The sequence below is a fragment of the Frigoribacterium sp. PhB118 genome (assembly GCF_003751725.1).
Classification (GTDB): domain Bacteria; phylum Actinomycetota; class Actinomycetes; order Actinomycetales; family Microbacteriaceae; genus Frigoribacterium.
Genome location: NZ_RKID01000004.1, coordinates 376,386 through 398,542, shown reverse-complemented (window position 1 = coordinate 398,542; position 22,157 = coordinate 376,386). Strand labels below are relative to the sequence as shown.

Below are 22,157 nucleotides of genomic sequence, written 5' to 3'. Positions count from 1 at the left end.
GGGTCTGCGGTTACCGTCTGGTGCCCCGTGAGTCGCGGCTGCGACGCACGGCGCTCGCCACCACGAATGCGAGGAGCATCGCGAAGGCGATCGGGAGCCCGATGAGGGGCAGGATCGTGAGTGCGGGCCAGACGCCCGCGGTGAAGTCGGTGACACCCGTCGCCACGCCCACGAACCTCGTGAAGAACGCGAGGACCGAGACGACGACGATGGCGAGGATCATGAAGAGGAGGACGCGCTCTGTACGATTGACGTCAGAGGGCGCACTCGGTTCGATCTTCTTGGCCACGGGTCAACGATAGTGCGGTGCGGCCCTACCCGGCGATCTAAGCTGGGGCGACCCACCCTCAGGGTCACCCGTCTTCACGAGAGGTCCAGTCATGCCCACCGGCAAGGTCAAGTTCTACGACGACGAGAAGGGCTTCGGCTTCATCAGCAGCGATGACGGCCAAGAGGTCTTCCTCCACGCGTCGGCCCTGCCCGCCGGCACCGTGGGTGTCAAGGCGGGAACCCGCCTCGAGTACGGCATCGCCGACGGCAAGCGCGGCGCGCAGGCCCTGTCGGTCCGCGTGCTCGAAGCCGCCCCCAGCCTCGCCAAGATGAACCGTCGCTCCGCCGACGACATGGCCGTCATCGTCGAAGACCTCGTCAAGGTGCTCGACAAGGCCGGCGGCGACCTCCGTCACGGCCGGTACCCGCAGAACGGCGCCCGCATCGCCGTGCTGCTGCGCACCGTCGCGGACTCGTTCGATGCCTGAGGCCGCCACGCGCACGCCCTGGTCCGAGCTCGCCCGTCGCGCTCTCACCGAGATCACGCCCGACGAGACGATCGGTGCCGAGGCCGACCCGATCGACGACGAGCCCGGCGTCACCTCGGTGCGCTTCGCCACGCTGCTGCCCGGCTACCCCGGCTGGCACTGGACGGTCAGCGTCGCCCACCTCGACGGCGAAGAGCCCTCGGTGCTCGAGGCCGAGCTCATGCCCGGTCACGGCGCCCTGCTCGCCCCGGACTGGGTGCCGTGGGCCGACCGCCTCGCCGACATGAAGGCCCAGGAGGCGCACGGCGACGACGAGGACGACGAGTCGGACGAGGACGACGACGAAGACGACTCGGACGACGACGACGCGGACGACGAGGACGAGTCCGACGACGAGCGCGGGTCGATCGTGCACGGCGGCGACGTGGACGGCGTCGACATCGACGACCTGGTCGACGCCTCCGAGGACTCCGACGATTCCGGGCGGGCCGTGGACGCACCCGTCGTGCCGGCCGCGCACCCCGAGGCGGACCTCGACGACGACTCGCACGACGACGACTGGGACGGCGAGGATGAAGACCCGCTGAGCAGGCGACGGAAGTAGTCCCTCAGGCCCGACCCGCGCCTCCCGCGTTGGGGTCGGACGGACCACGACGAAGGCCCCGACACGATCGTGTCGGGGCCTTCGTCGTGCGGGCGATCGGTCAGAGGGCGTCGACGACGAACTCGATCGACCGGATCAGCTGGCGGACGTCGTCGGGCTCGATGGCCGTGAAGGTCGCGACGCGCAACTGGTTGCGGCCGAGCTTGCGGTAGGGCTCGGTGTCGACGATGCCGTTGGCGCGGAGCACCTTCGCGATCGCGGCGGCGTCGATCGACTCGGCGAAGTCGATGGTCGCCACGACCTGGGAACGGTGCGACGGGTCGACGACGAACGGGGTCGCGTACTCGGAGGCGGTGGCCCAGTCGTAGAGCGCCGACGACGACTCGCGCGTGCGGGCGTCGGCCCAGGCGAGTCCGCCGTTCTCGAGCATCCAGCGGGTCTGGTCCTCGAGCAGCAGCAGGGTCGTCAGGGCGGGCGTGTTCAACGTCTGGTCGAGCCGCGAGTTGTCGACGGCGTTCTTGAGGCTCAGGAACTCGGGGACGTAACGGCCGCTGGCGGCGATCCGCTCGACGCGCTCGATCGCCGCGGGGGAGAAGATCGCGAACCAGAGGCCGCCGTCGCTCGCGAAGTTCTTCTGCGGGGCGAAGTAGTAGACGTCGGCCTGCGAGGCGTCGACGTCGATGCCGCCCGCCGCGCTCGTCGCGTCGACGACGGTGAGGGCGCCGGGGTCGCCCGCGACCCGGGTGACCGGGGCCATGACGCCGGTCGAGGTCTCGTTGTGCGGCCAGGCGTAGACGTCGACGCCCTCGAGCACCTCCACCTCGGCCAACGAGCCGCCCTCGGCGGTGACCACGTGGGGGGCCTCGAGCCAGGGGGCCGCGACGGCCTTGGCGAACTTCGAGCCGAACTCGCCGAACGACAGGTTCTCGGCACGCTTCTCGACGAGCCCGAACGCCGCCGCGTCCCAGAAGGCGGTCGAGCCGCCGTTGCCCAGCACGACCTCGTAGCCGTCGGGCAGGCGGAAGAGCTCGCCCAGTTCGGCGCGGACGCGACCCACCAGGTCCTTCACGGGGGCCTGACGGTGCGAGGTGCCGAGGATCGTCGCGCCGGCGGTGACGAGGTGCTCGAGCTGGGCGGCCCGCACCTTCGAGGGGCCGCAACCGAAGCGGCCGTCGGTGGGCAAGAGGTCAGTGGGAATCCGGATGTCCGCCATGCGCTCGATCCTAGTGACGCGGCGCGGTGCCCAGCGTGCAGCCGGTAGGCTTGCGGGGTAGTCCACGTGTTCCACCGGGAGGCCCCTGTTGACCGATCTCGTCGACACCACAGAGATGTACCTGCGCACGATCCTCGACCTCGAAGAAGAGAACATCGTGCCGCTGCGTGCGCGCATCTCCGAGCGTCTCGGCCACTCCGGTCCGACCGTGTCGCAGACCATCGCCCGCATGGAACGCGACGGCTTGGTCGTCGTCTCCGGCGACCGACACCTCGAGCTCACGCACGACGGACGCGCGAAGGCGACCCACGTCATGCGCAAGCACCGCCTCGCCGAGCGCCTGCTCGCCGACGTGATCGGCCTCGACTGGGCCTACGTGCACGACGAGGCCTGCCGGTGGGAGCACGTCATGAGCGAGCAGGTCGAACGACGCCTGCTCGACATGCTCGACCACCCGACCGAGTCGCCTTACGGCAACCCGATCCCCGGGCTCGACGAGCTCGGCGACTCTCCTGCGGGGCGCTTCCTCGACGGCGTGGTCAACCTCGTGGCCGTGCTCGCCGAGCATCCCGAGGGTGTCACCCGGCCGATCCGTCGCCTGGCCGAGCCGGTGCAGTTCGAGCCCGAGCTGCTTCAGCAGTTGCAGGGCGCCGGCGTGCTGCCGGGCGGCATCGCGACCCTCCGCTCGGCGGGGTCGTACGTCTTCGTCAAGGTCGAGGGCCACGACGAGGGCCTCGAGCTGCCGACCGAGGTCGCACAGCACATCTACGTCGGGCTCTGACCGCTCACCGAGGCGGGATGCGGCCGCGCGGGATTCTTGCGTCCGTGCGCCGCGCCTCCTGCGTTCTGCGCCGGATCACGCAGTCGTTTACCGATTCGTTACAAATATCCCTCTCGAGGATGATCTCGCAGGGGTCGCTGGGCTACAGTCGCTGAGTCCCCAGGCTGCTGAACCGGCCGCCGGACCCGTGGCAGGACGTCTCTCACGCCCGTCTCCTGCCGTGTGTCGTCGCGATACGAACGAACGGACGGGACAGCTTCCCGAAAGCTGTCGAGACGCAGGAGACCCACCCTCTTGACCCTCCCCGGCTCAGACCACACCCCCGACGTGCGCCCGAACCGCACCGTCGCCACCCGCACCCCCGCCGATCTGCCGACCCGCTCGTCGCTGCGTCGCGCCCAGGCCACGGCCGCGCCCGCCGCCCGCCCGGGCCGCCCGTCGGTCAAGCGCAGCGTGGTCTCGGTGACCGTGATGACGCTCACCGCCGGTCTGATCGGCACGATGGCGCTGCCGGCGTTCGCGTCGAACCCGGCGGCGGCGAACGGCCCGAGCATCGGCGCCGCGTCGACGAGCTCGTCGACCAGCCACGCGCAGAGCGTCGCGGTCGCGGACGACGTCGCCCTCGCGGACGCCACCCGGGACGGCTACACGGCGACGTCGCAGGCGGACCTCAACGCGGCCGCCCTCGCCAGCCAGCGTGAGGCCGAGCGTGCGGCGTTGGCCGCGAGCTACGCCAGCTACACGGGCCCGACGGCCGCCCAGAACGTGGCCGCCGCGACGACCTCGGCGACGGGCACGGTCGCGACGCCGGGCGCGTTCAGCCTCAGTGCCGTCTACGCGACGGCCCTGCAGTACGTCGGCACGCCCTACGTCTTCGGCGGCGCGACCCCGGCCGGCTTCGACTGCTCGGGCTTCGTGATGTACGTCTACTCGCAGTACGGCATCTCGCTGCCGCACTCGGTCACCCGCCAGGGAGCCCTGGGCACGCCGATCTCGGCGGCCGAGGCGCAGCCCGGCGACGTCGTCATCTTCAACGACGGGTCGCACGACGGGTTCTACGCCGGAAACGGCATGATCCTCGACGCACCGAAGCCCGGTGGCTCGGTCAGCGTCCGCCCGCTGTGGACCTCCGCGGTGCACTACGTGCGCTACGGGGCGTAGGCGACCCGCGCCTCCTGGGGCACCGCGCCTCCCGGGACACCGCGCCTCCTGGGGCATCGTGCGCCCGGACGGCGCCCCGCGTGAACAACCTGTGAAGGGTCGTCCTGCCTCTAGGCAGTGCGACCCTTCCGGGGTTAACCTGGCGATCTCGGAGTTCCGTTGAGACCAGGAGCGTCAGATGCCTCGTTCGACCGCCACCCGCACCATGGGTGCGCTGTCGCACGAGCACATACGACACCCCGCCATGTGACAGAGCACCGTCCTCGTGACGGTGCTTTTTTCGTATCGGTGGGCCTGCTGGGCCTGCGCCGCCCCGAGAGATCGAATCCCTGGAAGCCGTCCAGGGTGCTTCGAAAGGGAAAGCATGCGCACTCTCGTCCTGAACGCCGGTTACGAGCCCCTCGCCGTCGTGTCCGACCGGCGGGCCCTCGTCCTCGTCATGAGCCAGAAGGCGACCGTCGTCGCCGCCGATGCGGAACACCCCGTGCTCGGGGCGGTGACGTCGTGGGATCGCCCGTCGGTCATCGTGCTGACGCGGTACGTGCGCATCCCGCACACCCGGCAGATCCCCGTCTCGAGGCGGGGCGTCATGCGGCGCGACTCGCACCGGTGCGCCTACTGCGGTCGGTCCGCGACGACGATCGACCACGTGCAGCCGCGGTCGCGGGGCGGGGCGGACAGCTGGGAGAACCTCGTCGCGTGCTGCCTCAAGTGCAACAACCTCAAGAGCGACCGCACCCCGCACGAGATGGGTTGGGAGCTGCTCTTCACGCCCAAGCCGCCGCACGGGGTCGGCTGGGTCGTGCGCGGCATGGAGCGGACGCAGGCGAACTGGGACGAGTACCTCGCCGCTGCGTGAGGCCTGGCGCCGGCGCCTGCTCGTCTGCCCATGAACCCCGTTTGCGAAGACGAACCCCGCTTCATCGGGGTTCATCTTCGCGAACGGGGTGCATGGTGGGCCGGACGGCAGGAGGCGCGGGTTCGGTAGACTCGCGGGGTCAGCCTCTGTAGCTCAATGGAAGAGCAGTTCCGTCCTAAGGAAAGGGTTGGGGGTTCGAGTCCCTCCAGGGGCACCTGACGTCGCTTCGCGACGATGCCCCTGGAGGGACTCGAACCCCTGCGGCTCCGCGCTCTGCGCGCCCGTCCAGGGGCACTCCTCGCTTGCGCTCGTCGAGCCCCTTGCGGGCCTCGAACCCGCGCGGCCCGACGGCGCTGGCGCGCCGTCCCCTCCAGGGGCACCTGACGTCGCTTCGCGACGATGCCCCTGGAGGGACTCGAACCCCTGCGGCTCCGCGCTCTGCGCGCCCGTCCAGGGGCACTCCTCGCTTGCGCTCGTCGAGCCCCTTGCGGGCCTCGAACCCGCGCGGCCCGACGGCGCTGGCGCGCCGTCCCCTCCAGGGGCACCTGACGTCGCTTCGCGACGATGCCCCTGGAGGGACTCGAACCCCTGCGGCTCCGCGCTCTGCGCGCCCGTCCAGGGGCACTTCTCACGAGCGCCGATCGGCTACGCGGGCAGTTCGGGCAGGGCCAGGAGCGCGATGCCGAGTGCGGCCGCCACCGCTCCCAACGCCGTGATCGCCACGCCCGGCAGGGCGCTGCCGCCGTCCCGCTGCCGGACGATCAGGACGCCGCCGACGATGCCGACGAGCCCGAGGACGAGGAGGGTGATCGAGAACACCATGAGGAGCCTTCCGGTTGGTGGGAGCGGTGCTGACGTCGCCGAGCCCGCGTGGGGGAGTCGCCGGCGCACACGCCACCGTGAGTGCCCATCGCGCTCAGACGGCCGGGAACCACGCTACCTGGAGGCCAGGATCGCCGAGGGGCCAGAGTGGGCACATGCCGACCGCCGCTGAGACCGCCCGCACGACCCGCTACGACCGGCAGATCGGCCGTCGCGACCTCACCGAGTGGCGCTCGAGGCCGGGCCGGCGTCTCGCGTCGCGGCACAAGGCCGTCGCGCAGAAGGTCGGCGCCCGTCGCGCCCTGGTCGCGACGCTCGCCGTCGGCGGAGGCATCGCCCTCGCGGCGACCGCCGGGGCGGCCTACATCTACGACGGTGTCACGGGTCGGGACGGCATCGAGAGCCTCGACCGGCCGGCGCTCGAGCGCGCGAAGAAGCTCCGCTCCCCGGCGACGAACGGCGCGGCCGCCGCCCTCGCCCACGTCTTCGGGCCCGTCGTCCTGCCCGCCGTCACCGTCGGAGCCGCAGCGGCCTTCGGCTTCCGGGATCGCCACCCTAGCCCCGTCGCCCTCGTCGTGGCGGCCGGTGCGGGATCGCTCGCCATGACGGTCGTGGGCAAGAGGCTCATCAAGCGCAACCGGCCCGACCGTCACGAGGCCATCCCGCCGTACGAGAAGTCCCCGTCGTTCCCGTCCGGCCACACGCTGAACACCACGACGATCCTCGGCGTGCTCGCCTACCTCCTGGCTCTCCGGCAGGAGAAGCAGGCACCGCAGGTCGCCCTCGTCGGCGCCGCAGCCGGGACGGCCGGCGTCGTGGGGTTGTCCCGCGTGCTGCTCGGGGCCCACTGGTTCACCGACGTCGCCGTCGGCTGGGTCAGCGGCATCGGCTGGCTCTCGCTGATCGTCACGAGCCACCGGCTCTACCTGAGCACCCAGGACGACGACGACGTCCACGAGTGACGTGGAGCACGACCGACGCGACCACCGCGGAGGGCGGGCGCCGCGCCTCCTCGTCCGGCGCCTCCTCGTCCGGGGCCTCGTAGTCGGACGGCGGCGACGGGCGTCACGCGCGGTCGTGCAGGGTGACCTGGTAGCCGTCGGGGTCGACGAAGGTGAAGGTGCGGCCGAAGGGGCCGTCGACCGGCGGGGTGGCGATCTCGACGTCGGCGGCGACCAGGGCGTCGTGGATCGCCTGCGCGTCGGGGGCGAGCAGCCAGAGGCCGACGCCGCGACCGAGCGGGGCCGCGTCGAGGTCGACGCCGGGCAGCGGGCCCCGCACGGCGAACGCGATCGGGGTCGTGGCGAAGACGACGGCGTGGGGCGGGCCGTCCTGCCGGGTGAGCCCGAGGTGCCGTTCGTAGAACGCGGCCGAGCGCTCGACGTCGCGGACCTGGAGGGAGATGAAGTCGGGGCCGGTGGCGGTCATGGTGCCTGCTCTCGTGTCGTGGCGGTTGATGTCAGTTGACTGACACAACAGAACCTATGTCAGACTACTGACATGAGTCAAGCCGCGTCGACCATCGACCTCGAGACCTCCGTGGGGTATCTGCTGAAGGAGGCGTCGAGTGCCCTCCGCGCCGCCATGGAGGCCGAGCTGCGCCCGTTGGGCATGACGATCACGCACTACTCGTGCCTCGAGCTCCTGGCCCAGCGCCCCGGGCTCTCGAACTCCGAGCTCGCCCGCGGCGCCTTCGTCACGCGACAGTCCATGAACGTGCTGCTGCAGTCGCTCGAGCGCGACGGGCTCGTGCGGCGGGCCGAGCGGGCGCCGTCGGGGCGGGCGCTGCCGACCGAGTTGACGGCGGCGGGCCGCCGCCAGCTGGCGACGGCGAGTGCCGCCGTGCGGGGCGTCGAGGACGCGATGACGCGAGGGCTCGACCAGGAGGCGCGGCGTCAGGTGGTCACGGCCCTGCGGGGATTCGCGGCCGCGTTGCGCTGACCGACGTCGTCCGGGCTCGTCTCGTCGCGCCTCCCCGTGTGGTGCCGGGGACGGGTCAGGCGCTCTCGCGCCACATGATCTCGGTCGGCAGCAGGAGCGCGGTGTGCGTCTCGTCGGTGCCGCCGAGCTGGTCGAGGACCTGGCGGGCGGCCCGTCGGCCCAGCTCTTCGGCGGGCTGGCGCACGGTCGAGAGGGGCGGGGTGCAGCGCAGCGCCCACGAGCTGTCGTCGAAGCCGACGATGCCGAGGTCGCCGGGCACCGAGATCCCGCGCCGGTGGAGGACGTCGAGGGCCCCGGCGGCGACGGCGTCCGACGCCGCGAAGACGCCGTCGACCCGGGGGTCCCGCTCGAGCAGCTCGGTCATGCCGTCGACGCCGGCCGAGTAGCTGTAGAACGGGTTGCGCACCACGAGGTGCGGGTCGTAGAGGTCGTCGAGCGCGGCGCGGAAGCCGGCGAGGCGGTCTTCGCCCGAGTCGCGGTCGAGTCCCGAGGCGAGCATGCCGACCCGGGTGCGCCCCGTCGACACGAGTCGGCGCACGATCGCCTCGGCGGCGGCCTGGTTGTCGATGCCGATGAACGGGATGTCGGGAGCGTCGCTCGGGTGGCCGACGAACGAGGCCGCCAGCCCGAGCTCGGCGACGGCCTGCGAGATGGGGTCGCCCGTCCGGGCGGACAGGATGATCGCCCCGTCGACGAAGCCGCCGCGCAGGTACTCGACCACGCGGTCGCTGTCGCGCTGGGAGTCGATCATCAGCGTGACGAGTTGGTGGTCGGCCTGCGACAGCACGGCGTTGGTGCCGATCAGGATGTTGCCGATGTTCGGGTCGTCGAGCACGACCGAATGGGGCTCGTGGACGATCAGCGCGATCGCGCGCGACCGCTGGGTGACGAGGTTGCGCGCAGCCGCGTTGCGGACGTAGCCCACCTTGGCCACGGCGGCCTCGACGGCCTCGCGCGCCTGGTGCGAGACGTACGGTTCGTTGTTCAGCACGCGCGACACGGTGCCCCGGGAGATGCCGGCCTCGGCGGCCACGTCGTGGATCGTGGCACGCCGACGCGGAGATCTCGGACCGGGCATGTCGGTCACCCTAGCGGAGCCCGGGACCCTCGGGATCGTTCCCGGGAGGGCGAACGGAGGTCGCACGGAGGGCGAAGGACGGGCGGCCGGTCGGGTCACCGTACGATCACGGTCGGCCCCTCCGCTTTGACAAACCGGCGACCGTGGGCTTAGCTCTGTGAACGTTCCCAGAAAATGCCACCCGATTCTTCGGGTCATCCTCTGGGAACGATCACAGAAACCCTGTGAACCTTCGCCGTCGAAGGGCCTCCGGCCGTTCGTGAAGGACACCCGCCGAAGAAGCCGAGGCCCCGTGTGACCCAGACTGCTGCCGAGCCCGCCGTCGTCGCCCCGCCGTCCCCGCGTCCGACGAGACCGCGGAAGCCGTTCCGGTACCGCAAGGCGATCGCGATCTTCATCGTCCCCTTCGCGGCGCTCTTCGCGGCGTTCTACCTGACGCCCATCCTCTACGCCGTCTTCCAGTCGCTGCAGAAGGTCGAACGCGAGGGCACGTTCGGTGCCCCGACCCAGGTCTTCGGCGGCCTCTCGCAGTACGCGTTGGTCTTCCAGAACACCGAGTTCTGGTCGTCCATCGGCCGGGTGCTGCTCTTCGGCGTCGTCCAGGTCCCCGTGATGCTGCTGCTCGCCCTGCTCTTCGCGCTGCTGCTCGACTCGCCCCTGCTGCGCGGCAAGCGGTTCTTCCGCCTCGCGTTCTTCGCGCCCTACGCCGTGCCCGGCGTCATCGCGGCGATCATGTGGGGCTACCTCTACTCGCCGAGCCTCTCGCCGTTCTCGGCCGTCACGTCGCGGGCCGGCCTCCTCGACGGCGGCACGGTGCTCTGGGCCGTGGCCAACGTCGTCACCTGGGTGTTCGTCGGCTACAACATGCTGATCATCTACTCGTCGCTCCTCGCGATCCCCACCGAGATCTACGAGGCGGCCCGCCTCGACGGGGCCTCGCAGTGGCGCATCGCCGTGTCGATCAAGATCCCGCTGGTCGTCCCCGCGATCGTGCTGACCGCCGTCTTCTCGGTCATCGGCACCCTGCAGCTGCTGACCGAACCGCTGGTCTTCCGCCAGTTCACGTCGACCATCTCGTCGACCTTCACGCCGAACATGCTCGTCTACTCGACGTCCTCGGTGCCCAACTTCAACCTCGCGGCGGCGTTCAGCGTCGTCCTCGCGGTCGCCACGTTCATCCTCTCGATCGGGTTCCTCCGGTTGACCCAGCGGAAGGCCGACCAGTGACCGTCGACGCCCCCATCCGTCCCGCCCAGTCGTTCGACGACGCGACGACCCCTGCTCGCCGACGCGGCGGGGGGCCCCGCGAGAGCGTGATGTCGCGAACGGCCGCCATGGTCATCATGGGTGCCTTCACGCTGTACTTCCTCGTGCCGATCTTCTGGCTGCTGGTGTCGTCGACCAAGACGCTCGACAACTTCAACTCGAGTGCCGCCCTGTGGTTCTCGCCGACGTCGGCGCAGGACTTCGTCGGCAACGTCGGCCGGCTCTTCACGTACAACGACGGCATCTTCCCGCGGTGGATGCTCAACAGCATCGTCTACGCGACGGTCGCCGGCGCGCTCGGCACGATCCTGTCGGCGATGTGCGGCTACGCCCTGGCCAAGTACCGCTTCTGGGGTCGGGAGGCGCTGTTCAACATCTTCCTGGGTGGCGTGCTCGTGCCGGCGACGGCCCTGGCGCTGCCGCTGTTCCTGATCTTCAGCAAGGTCGAACTGACCGACACCTTCTGGGCGGTCTTCCTGCCCAGCATCGTCAGCCCGTTCGGCGTGTACCTCAGCCGCATCTACGCCGCGTCGAGCGTCCCCGACGAGATCGTCGAGGCCGCCCGCATCGACGGCTCGAGCGAACTGCGCACGTTCTTCACCGTGGCGATCCGGCTGATGTCGCCCGCCCTCGTGACGGTGTTCCTGTTCCAGTTCGTCGCCATCTGGAACAACTTCTTCCTGCCGCTGGTGATGCTGCGGTCCCAGGAGCTCTTCCCCGTGACCCTCGGCCTCTACACCTGGAACTCCAACGTGAGCCAGTACCCCGAACTGCGCACCCTGGTGCTCGTCGGCGCGCTGGTCTCGATCATCCCCCTGCTCGTCGCCTTCCTCAGCCTGCAGCGCTTCTGGCGCAGCGGCCTGGGGTCCGGTGGCCTCAAGTAGCCGGTCCGCGGCCCCGGCCGTCCCGATCTGCCGCTCCCGTCCTGATCCACCGACCCGCACCTCCTCGACCTCCTCTCCGCAAGGCAACGACGTCGTTCCCTCCCGTGGCCGGCCCCTCCGGCTCCGCACCCCGATTGGACACCAGATGAAGAAATCCCGAGTACTCACGATCGCGGCGGCCGCCGTGGTCTCGACCATGGCCCTCGCCGGTTGCAGCTCCGGCAGCGGCTCGGACGGCGCCTCCGGCGACTCCGCCTCGTGCGAGGCGTCCTCCGGCAAGGTCACCCTGAACTTCACGACCTGGGTGCCGAACATGGACAAGGTCGTCGCCCTCTGGAACGAGGAGAACCCCGACATCCAGGTCAAGGTCTCGATCGTGCCGAACGGCAACAGCGGCACCTACCAGAACTTCTTCAACCAGCTGCAGGCCGGCAACGCCCCCGACATCGGTCAGGTCGAGTACGACACCCTGCCCGCCTTCCGCGTGCAGGACGGACTGGCGAACATCGCCTCGTGCGAGGGCGTCTCCGCCGCGAAGGCCGACTACTCCGACGGCCTCTGGAACCAGGTCACCTTCGGCGAGGACGACTCCGTCTACGCGATCCCGCAGGACTCCGGTCCCATGGCGTTGTACTACCGCAAGGACCTCTTCGAGCAGGCCGGCCTCGACGTCCCCACCACGTGGGAGCAGTACGCCGAGGACGCCGTGAAGATCAAGGAGATGGGCGGCAGCATCACCAACTTCGCCAAGGGCGACGTGAACCAGTTCGCCGGTCTGGTGTCGCAGGCCGGTGGCCAGTGGTTCGACACCGCGGACGGCACCTGGAAGGTCGACATGGGCGACGAGGCCTCGACCAAGGTCGCCGACTACTGGCAGGACCTCATCTCGAAGGACCTCGTCACGACCCTGCCGAGCTTCACCGACGAGTGGAACAACGCGTACAACACCGACCAGGACTGGACCTGGGTCTCGGCCGTCTGGGGTGCCAACACCATCTCGAGCGGCGCCCCCGACACGTCGGGCAAATGGGCCGTCGCGCCCATGCCGCAGTGGAAGGACGGCGAGTCCGCGTCGGCCGCCTGGGGCGGATCGTCGAACGTCGTCTTCAAGGGCAGCGAGCACCCCGCCGAGGCGTCGAAGTTCCTGGTGTGGCTGAACACCTCGACCGAGTCGCTCGAGGCGCTGAACAAGGAGGCCAACCTGTACCCGGCCTCCACGACCGGTGCCGACCTGCCGGCCCTGACCTCGGGCGTCGAGTTCTACGGCGACCAGGCCATCTACGAGGACTTCGCGAAGGCCGCCGAGAACATCCAGCCCTTCACGTGGGGACCGACGATGACGCAGACCTACAGCGACATCTCGGACGGCTTCGGGGCGGCCGCCTCGGGTGACGGCACCCTCCTCGACGCCTTGGAGTCGGGCCAGGAGAAGACCGTGGCCGCGATGAAGGCCCAGTCGATCACCGTCGAGTAGCGATGATCCGAGGAGGCGCGGTGTCGGTGATCCCGGCACCGCGCCTCCTCTGCGTCTCCGGCGGGTGTCCGTCCGCGGCGCCTCAGCGCCCCGCGGTGGCCCGGTTCCTCGCCCGCGCGACGAGGTGCAGCACGGTGCCCGCCGCGAGCAGGATCGCCCCGAACAGCCAGACCTGCCCGCTCTGCTGCGACATCAGCAGCAGGCAGGACGCGACGCCGGCCACCGGCACGGCCGTCCAGACGCGGAAGTGCGCGTGGTCGACCCGGTCGCGACGCAGCACCAGCACGGCCACGTTCGTGCTGATGAACACGAACAGCAGCAACAGGACGACCGTCTCGGCGAGGACGCTGATGTCGCCGACGGTGGTCAACGCCATGGCGACGGCCGTGGTGACCGCGATCGCGGCCCAGGGCGTCTTCCGTCGGGGCAGGACCGCACCGAACGAGCGGGGCAACAGCCCCTGCTCGGCCATGCCGAAGGTCACGCGGCTCGCCATGATCATCGTCAGCAGGGCGCCGTTGGCGACGGCCACGAGGGCGATGAGGCTGAACACCCAGGTGGGCACGCCGACGCCGGTCGCGGCGACGACCGCCAGCAGGGGACCGGTCGAGTCCGCGAGCTCGGCGGGCGGCAACGCCACGGCGCTCGCGAGCCCGACGAGCACGTAGACCACGCCCGCCGTCGCCAACGCGCCGAACAGGGCGCGGGGGTAGACCCGGCTCGGTTCGCGCACCTCCTCGGCGACGTTCGCACTCGTCTCGAAGCCGACGAACGAGTAGTACGCGATGATCGCCGCACCGAGCGTGGCCAGGGCGGGGTTCGCGTCGACGGGGAACTCCCCGACGCGCGAGACGTCTCCGCCCCCGCCGCCGAGCATCACGGCCACGACCACGATCACGATGACGAGCCCGCTCACCTCGACGACGGTCATGACCACGTTGCCCCGCAAGGACTCGCTGATGCCCCGGGCGTTGAGCAGGGCGACGAGTGCCAGGAAGGCGATGGCGGTCGGCACCGGGGGTAGGTCGACGAAGGTGCCGAGGTAGTCGCCGGCGAAGGCCAGCGAGAGGCCCGCCGCACTCGTCACGCCGGCCGCCAGCATGCTGAAGCCGACCAGGAACGAGACCAGTGGCCGACGGAACGCCCTCTCGGCGAAGATCGCCGCCCCTCCTGCCTTGGGGTACTTGGTGACGAGCTCGGCGTACGAACCCGCGGTCAGCAGCGCCAGGAGCAGGGCGAGCACGAGCGGGGCCCAGAGCGCCCCACCGACCTCGGCCGACAGGGTTCCCATCAGGGCGTAGATCCCGGCTCCGAGCACGTCGCCGAGGATGAAGAGGTAGAGCAGCGGGCCCGTGATCGCCTGCTTGAGCTTGGACTGCCCGACGGCCGGGTCTCCGGTCGGGGGCTGCGAGACGTCGCGGGTCGCCGGCTCGGCCATGGGTCCTCCTCGATCGGGCCGGGCGGGGTGCGCAGGCCTCGCCGACGAACGAAGCACGACCGAGCCGTCGGGGGCCGAGTGCCGGCCGGGGGTTGACGAACGGTCGCCTCGTGGGCCATGAGCTGGCCGACGGGGTCGGTCGGGTCGCCGTGTCGGGGCGACCGGATCGCTGCGTCGAGCCGCCCCGGTCGGGCGTCGCGGCCCGCTCAGTCGGTGGGGCGGGCGGCGTCCGACGGCCCGGCCGCCTCGGCGAGCCCGGCCCCGTGCGTCGGGGTGCCGTCCAGGGTGCGGCCGAGCGACACCGTGCCCTCGTCGTCCGCGTAGTGGCCGTAGGCCGCGATCGGCCGGTAGCCGGCCGACTCGTAGAGGCGGATCGCGGTGTCGTGGGCCACGTTGGTCTCGATCACCATCTCGGTGACGCCGGCGTGTGCGGCCGACCGTTCGAGCCAGTGCAGCACGAGCCGGGACAGGCCGTGCCCGCGCCGGTCGGGCCGCACGTACATCCGCTTCAGCTCGGCCCGTCCGTCGGGCAGCAGGCGCCAGGCGCCGAGCGCCACGGGCTCGCCGGCCTCGTAGGCCACCGCGAACGTGCCCCTCGGCAGCTCGAACTCGGAGCGGTCGATCGGGCTGTCGTCGCGCCCGCCGTAGAACTCGACGTACAGCTCTTGCAGTCCCTCGACGAGCTGCTGCACGTCGGGGTGGTCGTAGGGGCGGGGTTCGATGCTCGTCGCGGGCGCCGGAGTGGTCACCGGACCATCTTCGCCGATCAGGCGAGGTGCGGCTCGGCCCGGTGCGGCCCGGTGCGTCAGCCCGCGTCGCGCCCGGTCACCCGGTCGAGACCGGACGAGGAGGCGCGGCGAGCGTCCCCGAGGTCGCACCCGAGGGCCACGAGCACGCGGGCGACCAGCTCGACCGTCCACGCGGGGGTGACGAGTTCGGGGTTCGACCACCAGGTGTGCAGCCCGCCGAGGAGGCTGCCGCCGACCAGGGACAGCGCCAGGTCGACGTCCAGCTCGGCGAAGGAGCCCGCCGCCTGCCCGGCCTGCACGAGAGCCCGTGCCTGCGGCACCAGCGCGGCCTCGGCGTCGAGCAGGCGCAGGCCGTTGCGCGCGACGACCACGGCCACGGCCGGGTCGCTCTCGGCCAGCCCGAGGACCACGTGCATCGCGATCGCCGCGGTCGTCACGGGGGAGTCGTCCGCGCGCCCGAGCGTCGCCATGCGCTCGGTCTGCGCGTCGAGCACGGTCTGCACGGCCTCGTCGAACAACGCGTCCTTGCCGGCGAAGTGGTTGTAGAACGTGCCGAGGCCGACATCGGCCAGCTGCGTGATCTCGGCGACGGGGACGGCGGCGTAGTCGGCCCGCCGCAAGAGGACGACGCCGGCCTCGACAAGCTTGCGACGCGTGTCGCGCGTGCGGCGGGACGTCCTCGAGGGGGCGACCCGCGCCTCCTCGTCGTCCGGTTTCACAGCGGCCTCTCACGTGTCGGGCGGGATGTCTCGCTACATTCTGTCACGACTGACGAATCCGTCAATCATGACGAATCATTCGAGGAGACACCGTGCCCGACGTGACCATCACCGCCGCCCGCCCGGACCAGCTGGACGCGGCCGCCGCCGTGCTCGCCGAGGGGTTCCGCGACGATCCCGTCATGCTCGGGTTCGTCCCGCGCGGGCGGCGGCGCCATGCCCGTCTGGTCGACCTCTTCTCCGCGATGATGCGGTCGATCCCGGCGGGCCGTCGCACGGTCGACGTGGCCGTGGCGGACGCCGGCCGGGACGTCGTGGGGGCGGCCGTCTGGGAGGCGCCGCGCCCCCGACCGTCCTCGCCGCTGCGCCTGCCGGTGTCGTTCGCGGAGCTCGGGCAGCTGCCGCGGTACCTGCGGGCGCTCGGACTCGGCGGGCTCGTGCCGGCGGCCCGCCACCAGGCGACCCTGGCGGCGCCCCGGCCGCGGCTGCCGCACTGGTACCTCGGCGAGATCGCGGTCGGCGACGCGGCCCGGGGGCTCGGCGTGGGCACCTCGTTGATCGAGCACCGCCTCGCGGCGATCGACGAGACGGGCGGCGCCGCCTACCTCGAGTCGTCGACCGAGCGGAACCGGGCGCTCTACCGGCGCCTGGGCTTCGTCGAGCTGGGCCCGATCGGCGGGCTGCCGGGCGCGACGCCCGCGGCGATGTGGCGCCCGGCGACACGGACGACCTGAGCCGCGTGGGCGGGCCGTCCAGACCGGGCATGTATCTTCATGTCGAGAGACTTCTGCGCGGTAGCGTAGAGGCAGCACCACCGAGCACACGCATGCCCGACAACGAGGGAGCACCTGCCGCATGGCGAAGATCATCTACACGCTGACCGACGAGGCGCCCATGCTGGCGACCTACTCGTTCCTGCCCATCATCCAGGCCTACGCCAAGACCGCGGGGGTCGACGTCGAGACCCGCGACATCTCGCTGGCGGCCCGCATCATCAGCCAGTTCCCCGAGCGCCTCACCGACGAGCAGCGCCAGGGCGACGCCCTCGCCGAGCTGGGGGCCCTGGCGAAGACGCCCGAGGCCAACATCATCAAGCTTCCGAACATCTCGGCCTCGATGCCGCAGCTCAAGGCCGCCGTGGCCGAACTCCGGTCGCAGGGCTACGACCTGCCCGACTACCCCGACTCGCCCTCGACCGACGCCGAGCGCGACGTCAAGGCCCGGTACGACAAGGTCAAGGGCAGCGCGGTCAACCCCGTGCTGCGCGAGGGCAACAGCGACCGTCGTGCTCCGCTCTCGGTCAAGAACTACGCCCGCAAGCACCCGCACCGCATGGGCGCCTGGACGGCCGACTCGAAGACGAACGTCGCGACCATGGGCGTCGACGACTTCCGTTCGAACGAGAAGACGGTCGTCATCCCGGCCGACGACACCCTGCACATCGAGTTCGTCGGCACCGACGGCGAGACCCGCGTGCTGCGCGAGTCGATCCCCGTGCTGGCCGGCGAGGTCGTCGACGGCACCGTGCTGCACGTCGCCGCGCTGCACGAGTTCCTGGCCGCACAGATCGCCCGGGCCGAGGCCGAGGGCGTCCTGTTCTCGGTCCACCTCAAGGCCACGATGATGAAGATCAGCGACCCGATCCTCTTCGGCCACGTGATCCGCGCCTTCTTCCCCCGCGTCTTCGAGCAGTACGGTGCCGACCTGCAGGCTGCCGGGCTCGACCCCGCCAACGGTCTCAACGGCATCCTGCAGGGCCTCGCGGCACTGCCGAACGGCGACGAGATCAAAGCCGCCTTCGACCAGGGGATCGCCGACGGGCCCGACCTCGCCATGGTCGACTCCGACAAGGGCGTCACCAACCTGCACGTGCCGAGCGACGTCATCGTCGACGCGTCGATGCCCGCGATGATCCGCACGTCGGGCCACATGTGGGGCCCCGACGGCGACGAGCACGACACCCTGGCCGTCATCCCCGACTCGAGCTACGCCGGCATCTACCAGGCCGTGCTCGACGACTGCCGTGCGAACGGCGCCTTCGACCCCGCGACCATGGGCTCGGTGCCGAACGTCGGCCTGATGGCGCAGGCCGCCGAAGAGTACGGCTCGCACGACAAGACCTTCGAGGTGCCCGGCGACGGCACCGTCCGCGTCGTGGACCAGGCGGGCGAGACGCTCATCGAGCACGAGGTCGCCACGGGCGACATCTGGCGCGCCTGCCAGACGAAGGACGTCCCGATCCGCGACTGGGTCAAGCTCGCCGTCACGCGGGCCCGCGCCAGCCAGACCCCGGCGGTCTTCTGGCTCGACGAGACCCGTGCCCACGACGCGACCCTGATCGGGCTCGTCCGCACGTACCTCGCCGAACACGACACCGAGGGCCTGCAGATCGAGATCCTCTCGCCCGTCGACGCGATGGCGTTCTCGCTCGAGCGCATCCGCCGTGGCGACGACACCATCTCGGTCACCGGGAACGTGCTGCGCGACTACCTGACCGACCTGTTCCCGATCATGGAGCTCGGCACCTCGGCCAAGATGCTCTCGGTCGTGCCGTTGATCAACGGCGGCGGCCTGTTCGAGACGGGTGCCGGCGGTTCGGCCCCGAAGCACGTCTCGCAGCTCGTCGAGCAGGACTACCTGCGCTGGGACAGCCTGGGCGAGTTCCTCGCCCTCGCGGTCAGCTTCGAGCACCTCGCGACGTCGACCGACAACGCGCGGGCGCAGATCCTCGCCGACACGCTCGACCGCGCCACCGGCACCTTCCTCGACGAGAACAAGTCGCCCGGTCGCAAGCTCGGCTCGATCGACAACCGCGGCAGCCACTTCTACCTGGCCAAGTACTGGGCCGACGAGCTCGCCGCCCAGACCGACGACGCCGAACTGGCCGCCGCCTTCGCCGGGCTGGCCGCCACCCTCGGCGGGGCCGAAGAGGCGATCGTCGCCGAACTGATCGAGCCCCAGGGCACGGCCGTCGACATCGGGGGCTACTACCACCCCGACGCAGCCAAGACCGAAGCCGTGATGCGCCCGTCGCGCACGCTGAACGAGGCGCTCGCGACGCTGTAGGTCGTCGGTCGCCGGGCGCAGGTCGCTCGAGAACAGGAGGCGCGGTGCCCGTCGGCACCGCGCCTCCCGTCGTCCGTCGGGTCGGGCCGTCGTCCGGTCGGTCGTCGACTGGTCGCGAATCGTCCTTCGGGGGCGCGCGAAGGACGATTCGCGACCACCCGACCGGCGAGGCGGGGCGTCAGGGGTGCAGGGCGTGGCGGGCGGTGGCACGGACGGCGTCGGTGACGGCCTCGAGGAGGGGCGAGGCGAGGGTCCAGCGCTGCCAGAAGAGCGGCACGTCGACCGGGTCGCCGGCGGCCAGTTCGACCAGACGGCCGGCGTCGAGTTCGGGGCCGGCCTGCGCCTCGGGCAGCATGCCCCAGCCGAGGCCGAGCACGACGGCCCGGGCGAAGTCGGCCGAGGCGGGCACGTGGTGCCGGGGCGCGAGCGGCTCGTGACCGGTGAGCCGGCGCGCGAAGTCGTGCTGCAGGTCGTCGGCGCGGTCGAAGACCACCATCGGGGCACGATCGAGCCGACCGTGGAGGCCCCCGCGCTCGGCGGTTCCCCCCGCGCTCGGTCGGGCGGCCAGCCACCGCTCGACGAACCCCGGACTGGCGACCGCGCGGTAGCGCATGACGCCGAGCGGCTCCGAGCTGCAGCCCTGCACGGGCTCCCGGGTCGCGGTGACGGCGGCGAGCACGTCCCCTGATCGCAACAGCTCGGCCGTGTGCTGTTGGTCGGCCCGGCGCAGGTCGAACACCACGGGCACCGTGGGCGGGACGGCGGCCAGCGCGTCGAGGAACCAGGTCGCCGTCGAGTCGGCGTTGACGGCGATGGGGAGGGTGGTGGGGACGGGGTCGTCACCGTCGTCCCCTCCGTCGGGTCGGCCGGCGCCGAGCCGGGCCAGCGCGTCCGACGTGAGCAGGTCGACCTGGCGGGCGTGACGCAGCAACACGTCACCGGCCTCGGTCGTGGTGACCGGTGTCGTGCGTCGCAGCAGCACCTGCCCGGCCGCTCGTTCGAGCTGCTTGATGCGCTGTGACACCGCGGACTGCGTGACGTGCAGGCGTCTCGCCGCCGCCTCGAACGTGCCCTCGTCGACGACGGTGCGGAGGGTGTCGAGCTGGTCGAGCGCGAAACGGGCCATGAGTCGAGCTTATGCAGCATCACGAACATGAGTTGGCGTGATGGCCTGGTGCGCCCCTAGCGTGTCGCCATGACCTTCGCGACCGTGCTGCCCGCCGCCCTCTTCGGTTTCGGTACGAGCCTCGCCCTGATCGTCGCCATCGGTGCCCAGAACGCCTACGTGCTGCGCGTCGGGCTCCAGGCCGTGACCCGCGTCGTCGTGCCGGTCGTCGTGGTCTGCGCGGTGAGCGACGCCGTGCTGATCAGCGCCGGGGTGGCCGGGGTCGGCGCGCTCGTCGAGGCCGCGCCTCAGGCGGTCGTCGTCGTGCGGATCGTCGGAGCGGGGTTCCTGCTGGTCTACGGCGCCTTCGCCGCAAAGCGCGCGATCCGGCCCGTGGGCGCGCTCACGGTCGAGGCCGGCGCGCCGCCCGCGCGGGTCGTCCCGGCCGTCCTGGGCGCCCTCGCCTTCACCTGGCTGAACCCGCACACCTACCTCGACACGATCGTGTTCCTCGGCTCGGTCGCGAACCACCAGCCGCCCGAGCTGCGGTGGTGGTTCGCGGGCGGGGCCGTCACGGGCAGTCTCGTGTGGTTCTCGGCGCTGGGGTTCGGTGCGCGCCTCCTACGTCCCCTGTTCGCGAAGCCGGTCGCGTGGCGGGTGCTCGACGCGGTGATCGCCGTCGTGATGGTCGCCCTCGGGCTGCGGCTGCTGTTCGGGCTCTGACGGCCGGCCGCCCCTCGAGGGGTCGGGACGGGCCGCTCGGTTCCGCAGGTCGGCGGCACGTCGTGACGTCTCGCCGCCGGTAGGGTCGCCGCATGGTCAGCTTCGCCGACAAGCCCGTGCTCGACGTGACGGTCGAGCAGTGGCGCGAGTACCTCGAGGGCGACCCCGACGTGGGCGGGGTGCGACTGACGCTCCGCAAGGTGCGGTCGACGAAGCCGGGCATGACGTGGTCCGAGGCCCTCGACGTCGCGCTCTGCCACGGCTGGATCGACGGCCAGACCAGCCGGCTCGACGACGACTTCACGCTCACGGCGTTCCAGCCGAGGCGGAAGGACAGCCCCTGGTCCCAGGTGAACCGCGAACACGTCGCACGCCTGACCGCCGAGGGGCGGATGACCCCCGCGGGACAGGCCGAGGTCGACCGGGCGAAGGACGACGGCCGCTGGGACGCCGCCTACCGCCAGAAGGACGCCGTGCCTCCTGACGACCTGCAGGCAGCGCTCGACGCCGACCCGGTGGCGGCGGCGCACTTCGCGACGATGACGAAGACCGAGCGGTTCCGGGTGTACTTCCGGCTGGCCGCACTGAAGCGGCCCGAGACCCGGGCGGCCCGCATCCGCGACGTGATCGCGGCGGCCGCCCGCGGCGAGCAGCACTACCGCTGAGCCGCCGCAGGCCGAGCGCTGGAGGCGCGGGTCGCGTCATGGCCGCATCCCGCCACGATGTAAACAAACCGCCACGCAAACTCGTGGCGGTTTGTTTACATCGTGGCGGGGTGGCGGGGTGGCGGGGTGGCGGGGTGGCGGGGTGGCGGGGTGGCGGGACGTGACGTCGCGGCGGCGGCGCGACGTGCCGAGCGCAGGAGGCGCGGGTCGCGTCAGCGGCGCGAGCGCTGCTTCCAGAAGCGGCCGGCGAGGCGCGCCAGACCGACCAGCGCGACCGACAGCACGGCGAGTGCGACGAGCAGCACGACCATGTAGAGCGCCACGGGGCCGTAGCCGCCCAGCGCCTCCGGGTCGTAGAAGGGGTAGGGGTAGAACGACGTGACGGCGCCGCGGACGAGCGAGTACACGCTGTAGAGGACGGGCACGACGAGGCCGAGGCCCGCAGCGGCCCAGGGCAGGCGACGGCCGACGGGCAACACGAGCCAGTCGACCAGCACGGCGACGGGCATCACCATGTGCACGACGACGTTGACCCAGGGCAGCACGCCGCCGGCCACCTCGGTCAGCAGCAGGTTGAAGACGAGGCCGACGAACACCATGTTCACGACCGCGATCAGCCGGACGACGTCCCAGGCCCGGCTGCCGGGACGGCGGCGCAGCGTCCGGACGCCGCCGACGGTGAAGACCACGACGGCGAACAGGTTGCTCAGGTTCGTGAAGAACGAGAAGAAGTTGACGACGCTGTAGTCGTTCTCGAGGGTGTCCGCGAACTGGGCGGAGACGGCCACGAGGGCGAGCGCGGCGAAGACGAACCGGTACGGGACCATGAGCTGAGCGCGCGTCATGTCCTC

The 22,157-nt window shown here is 71.3% G+C and carries 24 protein-coding genes and 1 tRNA gene; 15 read left to right on the top strand and 10 right to left on the bottom strand.

Features of this window, described 5'->3' with window-relative positions:
- Nucleotides 1-10 precede the first annotated feature (10 nt).
- Nucleotides 11-289, bottom strand: coding sequence for a hypothetical protein (locus tag EDF21_RS13560; RefSeq protein WP_054146822.1), 279 nt, complete (start codon nucleotides 287-289; stop codon nucleotides 11-13).
- A 91-nt stretch (nucleotides 290-380) separates the two neighbouring features.
- Here EDF21_RS13560 and EDF21_RS13555 point away from each other — a divergent pair, with 91 nt between their 5' ends.
- Together EDF21_RS13555 and EDF21_RS13550 are read left to right on the top strand one after the other, a co-directional pair.
- Nucleotides 381-758, top strand: coding sequence for a cold-shock protein (locus EDF21_RS13555; protein WP_043593516.1), 378 nt, complete (start codon nucleotides 381-383; stop codon nucleotides 756-758).
- The gene (locus EDF21_RS13550) at nucleotides 751-1,362 is read left to right on the top strand and encodes a DUF3027 domain-containing protein (protein WP_123571690.1); all 612 of its coding nucleotides are present in this window, start codon (nucleotides 751-753) and stop codon (nucleotides 1,360-1,362) included. Before EDF21_RS13555 ends, EDF21_RS13550 begins: the two co-directional genes overlap by 8 nt.
- Before the next feature lie 100 nt (nucleotides 1,363-1,462).
- On the opposite strand, the gene serC is transcribed toward EDF21_RS13550, so the two are convergent.
- Entirely contained in the window at nucleotides 1,463-2,575 is a 1,113-nt protein-coding gene (serC, locus tag EDF21_RS13545) for a phosphoserine transaminase (RefSeq protein WP_123571689.1), read from the bottom strand.
- 88 nt (nucleotides 2,576-2,663) lie between these two features.
- Between serC and EDF21_RS13540 the strand changes: the two genes are divergently transcribed.
- The 4 genes from EDF21_RS13540 to EDF21_RS13525 all read left to right on the top strand — a co-directional run bounded on the left by EDF21_RS13540 (nucleotide 2,664) and on the right by EDF21_RS13525 (nucleotide 5,590).
- Nucleotides 2,664-3,356: a metal-dependent transcriptional regulator gene (locus tag EDF21_RS13540; RefSeq protein WP_043593511.1), complete on the top strand. Its 693-nt coding sequence runs from the start codon at nucleotides 2,664-2,666 to the stop codon at nucleotides 3,354-3,356.
- A gap of 327 nt (nucleotides 3,357-3,683) precedes the next feature.
- Nucleotides 3,684-4,517 (top strand): C40 family peptidase, encoded by an 834-nt coding sequence (locus EDF21_RS13535; RefSeq protein ID WP_148053712.1) that lies wholly within the window; start codon nucleotides 3,684-3,686, stop codon nucleotides 4,515-4,517.
- Between the two features lie 364 nt (nucleotides 4,518-4,881).
- Nucleotides 4,882-5,376 carry an HNH endonuclease gene (locus tag EDF21_RS13530; protein ID WP_123571687.1) on the top strand — a complete coding sequence of 165 codons (495 nt, stop codon included), beginning with the start codon at nucleotides 4,882-4,884 and terminating at the stop codon, nucleotides 5,374-5,376.
- A 142-nt stretch (nucleotides 5,377-5,518) separates the two neighbouring features.
- Nucleotides 5,519-5,590 (top strand) — tRNA-Arg (locus EDF21_RS13525).
- A gap of 431 nt (nucleotides 5,591-6,021) precedes the next feature.
- On the opposite strand, the gene EDF21_RS16780 is transcribed toward EDF21_RS13525, so the two are convergent.
- Nucleotides 6,022-6,198, bottom strand: coding sequence for a hypothetical protein (locus EDF21_RS16780; RefSeq protein WP_158612924.1), 177 nt, complete (start codon nucleotides 6,196-6,198; stop codon nucleotides 6,022-6,024).
- A gap of 155 nt (nucleotides 6,199-6,353) precedes the next feature.
- Between EDF21_RS16780 and EDF21_RS13520 the strand changes: the two genes are divergently transcribed.
- Nucleotides 6,354-7,160 carry a phosphatase PAP2 family protein gene (locus EDF21_RS13520; RefSeq protein WP_123571686.1) on the top strand — a complete coding sequence of 269 codons (807 nt, stop codon included), beginning with the start codon at nucleotides 6,354-6,356 and terminating at the stop codon, nucleotides 7,158-7,160.
- A gap of 103 nt (nucleotides 7,161-7,263) precedes the next feature.
- Here EDF21_RS13520 and EDF21_RS13515 read toward each other — a convergent pair whose 3' ends face one another.
- Nucleotides 7,264-7,626, bottom strand: a complete 363-nt coding sequence (locus EDF21_RS13515; protein WP_056043063.1) for a VOC family protein — start codon at nucleotides 7,624-7,626, stop codon at nucleotides 7,264-7,266.
- A gap of 72 nt (nucleotides 7,627-7,698) precedes the next feature.
- Between EDF21_RS13515 and EDF21_RS13510 the strand changes: the two genes are divergently transcribed.
- Entirely contained in the window at nucleotides 7,699-8,139 is a 441-nt protein-coding gene (locus EDF21_RS13510) for a MarR family winged helix-turn-helix transcriptional regulator (RefSeq protein ID WP_123571685.1), read from the top strand.
- A gap of 55 nt (nucleotides 8,140-8,194) precedes the next feature.
- Here EDF21_RS13510 and EDF21_RS13505 read toward each other — a convergent pair whose 3' ends face one another.
- Entirely contained in the window at nucleotides 8,195-9,217 is a 1,023-nt protein-coding gene (locus tag EDF21_RS13505; protein WP_123571762.1) for a LacI family DNA-binding transcriptional regulator, read from the bottom strand.
- 294 nt (nucleotides 9,218-9,511) lie between these two features.
- Here EDF21_RS13505 and EDF21_RS13500 point away from each other — a divergent pair, with 294 nt between their 5' ends.
- The 3 genes from EDF21_RS13500 to EDF21_RS13490 all read left to right on the top strand — a co-directional run bounded on the left by EDF21_RS13500 (nucleotide 9,512) and on the right by EDF21_RS13490 (nucleotide 12,841).
- Nucleotides 9,512-10,444 (top strand): carbohydrate ABC transporter permease, encoded by a 933-nt coding sequence (locus EDF21_RS13500; RefSeq protein ID WP_056043057.1) that lies wholly within the window; start codon nucleotides 9,512-9,514, stop codon nucleotides 10,442-10,444.
- Nucleotides 10,445-10,533: 89 nt separating this feature from the next.
- Entirely contained in the window at nucleotides 10,534-11,367 is an 834-nt protein-coding gene (locus EDF21_RS13495; RefSeq protein WP_056044474.1) for a carbohydrate ABC transporter permease, read from the top strand.
- Nucleotides 11,368-11,512: 145 nt separating this feature from the next.
- Nucleotides 11,513-12,841: an ABC transporter substrate-binding protein gene (locus EDF21_RS13490; RefSeq protein WP_123571684.1), complete on the top strand. Its 1,329-nt coding sequence runs from the start codon at nucleotides 11,513-11,515 to the stop codon at nucleotides 12,839-12,841.
- An 82-nt stretch (nucleotides 12,842-12,923) separates the two neighbouring features.
- Here EDF21_RS13490 and EDF21_RS13485 read toward each other — a convergent pair whose 3' ends face one another.
- The 3 genes from EDF21_RS13485 to EDF21_RS13475 form a co-directional block, all read right to left on the bottom strand.
- Entirely contained in the window at nucleotides 12,924-14,279 is a 1,356-nt protein-coding gene (locus EDF21_RS13485; protein ID WP_123571683.1) for an APC family permease, read from the bottom strand.
- Nucleotides 14,280-14,485: 206 nt separating this feature from the next.
- Entirely contained in the window at nucleotides 14,486-15,028 is a 543-nt protein-coding gene (locus EDF21_RS13480; protein ID WP_199736372.1) for a GNAT family N-acetyltransferase, read from the bottom strand.
- Between the two features lie 56 nt (nucleotides 15,029-15,084).
- Nucleotides 15,085-15,747 (bottom strand): TetR/AcrR family transcriptional regulator, encoded by a 663-nt coding sequence (locus tag EDF21_RS13475; RefSeq protein ID WP_056043049.1) that lies wholly within the window; start codon nucleotides 15,745-15,747, stop codon nucleotides 15,085-15,087.
- 92 nt (nucleotides 15,748-15,839) lie between these two features.
- Here EDF21_RS13475 and EDF21_RS13470 point away from each other — a divergent pair, with 92 nt between their 5' ends.
- Both EDF21_RS13470 and EDF21_RS13465 read left to right on the top strand, forming a co-directional pair.
- Nucleotides 15,840-16,481, top strand: coding sequence for a GNAT family N-acetyltransferase (locus tag EDF21_RS13470; protein WP_233568502.1), 642 nt, complete (start codon nucleotides 15,840-15,842; stop codon nucleotides 16,479-16,481).
- Between the two features lie 121 nt (nucleotides 16,482-16,602).
- A complete protein-coding gene (locus EDF21_RS13465; protein WP_123571682.1) occupies nucleotides 16,603-18,813 on the top strand; it encodes an NADP-dependent isocitrate dehydrogenase in 2,211 nt (736 codons plus the stop codon).
- 178 nt (nucleotides 18,814-18,991) lie between these two features.
- On the opposite strand, the gene EDF21_RS13460 is transcribed toward EDF21_RS13465, so the two are convergent.
- Nucleotides 18,992-19,939, bottom strand: a complete 948-nt coding sequence (locus EDF21_RS13460; RefSeq protein ID WP_123571681.1) for a LysR family transcriptional regulator ArgP — start codon at nucleotides 19,937-19,939, stop codon at nucleotides 18,992-18,994.
- A 69-nt stretch (nucleotides 19,940-20,008) separates the two neighbouring features.
- Here EDF21_RS13460 and EDF21_RS13455 point away from each other — a divergent pair, with 69 nt between their 5' ends.
- Nucleotides 20,009-20,641, top strand: a complete 633-nt coding sequence (locus tag EDF21_RS13455; protein ID WP_123571680.1) for a LysE/ArgO family amino acid transporter — start codon at nucleotides 20,009-20,011, stop codon at nucleotides 20,639-20,641.
- 92 nt (nucleotides 20,642-20,733) lie between these two features.
- Nucleotides 20,734-21,306 carry a YdeI family protein gene (locus EDF21_RS13450; protein ID WP_123571679.1) on the top strand — a complete coding sequence of 191 codons (573 nt, stop codon included), beginning with the start codon at nucleotides 20,734-20,736 and terminating at the stop codon, nucleotides 21,304-21,306.
- 212 nt (nucleotides 21,307-21,518) lie between these two features.
- Here the strand turns inward: EDF21_RS13450 and EDF21_RS13445 are convergent, their stop codons facing one another.
- Nucleotides 21,519-22,151 (bottom strand): Pr6Pr family membrane protein, encoded by a 633-nt coding sequence (locus EDF21_RS13445; protein WP_123571678.1) that lies wholly within the window; start codon nucleotides 22,149-22,151, stop codon nucleotides 21,519-21,521.
- Between the last annotated feature and the right edge of the window lie 6 nt (nucleotides 22,152-22,157).

Coding starts and splice junctions, on each gene's coding strand:
- EDF21_RS13515 (WP_056043063.1), bottom strand. CDS start 7,626: ATGACCGCCACCGGCCCCGACTTCATCTCCCTCCAGGTCCGCGACGTC.
- EDF21_RS13550 (WP_123571690.1), top strand. CDS start 751: ATGCCTGAGGCCGCCACGCGCACGCCCTGGTCCGAGCTCGCCCGTCGC.
- EDF21_RS13495 (WP_056044474.1), top strand. CDS start 10,534: ATGTCGCGAACGGCCGCCATGGTCATCATGGGTGCCTTCACGCTGTAC.
- EDF21_RS13520 (WP_123571686.1), top strand. CDS start 6,354: ATGCCGACCGCCGCTGAGACCGCCCGCACGACCCGCTACGACCGGCAG.
- EDF21_RS13555 (WP_043593516.1), top strand. CDS start 381: ATGCCCACCGGCAAGGTCAAGTTCTACGACGACGAGAAGGGCTTCGGC.
- EDF21_RS16780 (WP_158612924.1), bottom strand. CDS start 6,198: ATGGTGTTCTCGATCACCCTCCTCGTCCTCGGGCTCGTCGGCATCGTC.
- EDF21_RS13505 (WP_123571762.1), bottom strand. CDS start 9,217: ATGCCCGGTCCGAGATCTCCGCGTCGGCGTGCCACGATCCACGACGTG.
- EDF21_RS13455 (WP_123571680.1), top strand. CDS start 20,009: ATGACCTTCGCGACCGTGCTGCCCGCCGCCCTCTTCGGTTTCGGTACG.
- EDF21_RS13530 (WP_123571687.1), top strand. CDS start 4,882: ATGCGCACTCTCGTCCTGAACGCCGGTTACGAGCCCCTCGCCGTCGTG.
- EDF21_RS13490 (WP_123571684.1), top strand. CDS start 11,513: ATGAAGAAATCCCGAGTACTCACGATCGCGGCGGCCGCCGTGGTCTCG.
- EDF21_RS13460 (WP_123571681.1), bottom strand. CDS start 19,939: ATGGCCCGTTTCGCGCTCGACCAGCTCGACACCCTCCGCACCGTCGTC.
- EDF21_RS13445 (WP_123571678.1), bottom strand. CDS start 22,151: ATGACGCGCGCTCAGCTCATGGTCCCGTACCGGTTCGTCTTCGCCGCG.
- serC (WP_123571689.1), bottom strand. CDS start 2,575: ATGGCGGACATCCGGATTCCCACTGACCTCTTGCCCACCGACGGCCGC.
- EDF21_RS13510 (WP_123571685.1), top strand. CDS start 7,699: ATGAGTCAAGCCGCGTCGACCATCGACCTCGAGACCTCCGTGGGGTAT.
- EDF21_RS13465 (WP_123571682.1), top strand. CDS start 16,603: ATGGCGAAGATCATCTACACGCTGACCGACGAGGCGCCCATGCTGGCG.
- EDF21_RS13450 (WP_123571679.1), top strand. CDS start 20,734: ATGGTCAGCTTCGCCGACAAGCCCGTGCTCGACGTGACGGTCGAGCAG.
- EDF21_RS13485 (WP_123571683.1), bottom strand. CDS start 14,279: ATGGCCGAGCCGGCGACCCGCGACGTCTCGCAGCCCCCGACCGGAGAC.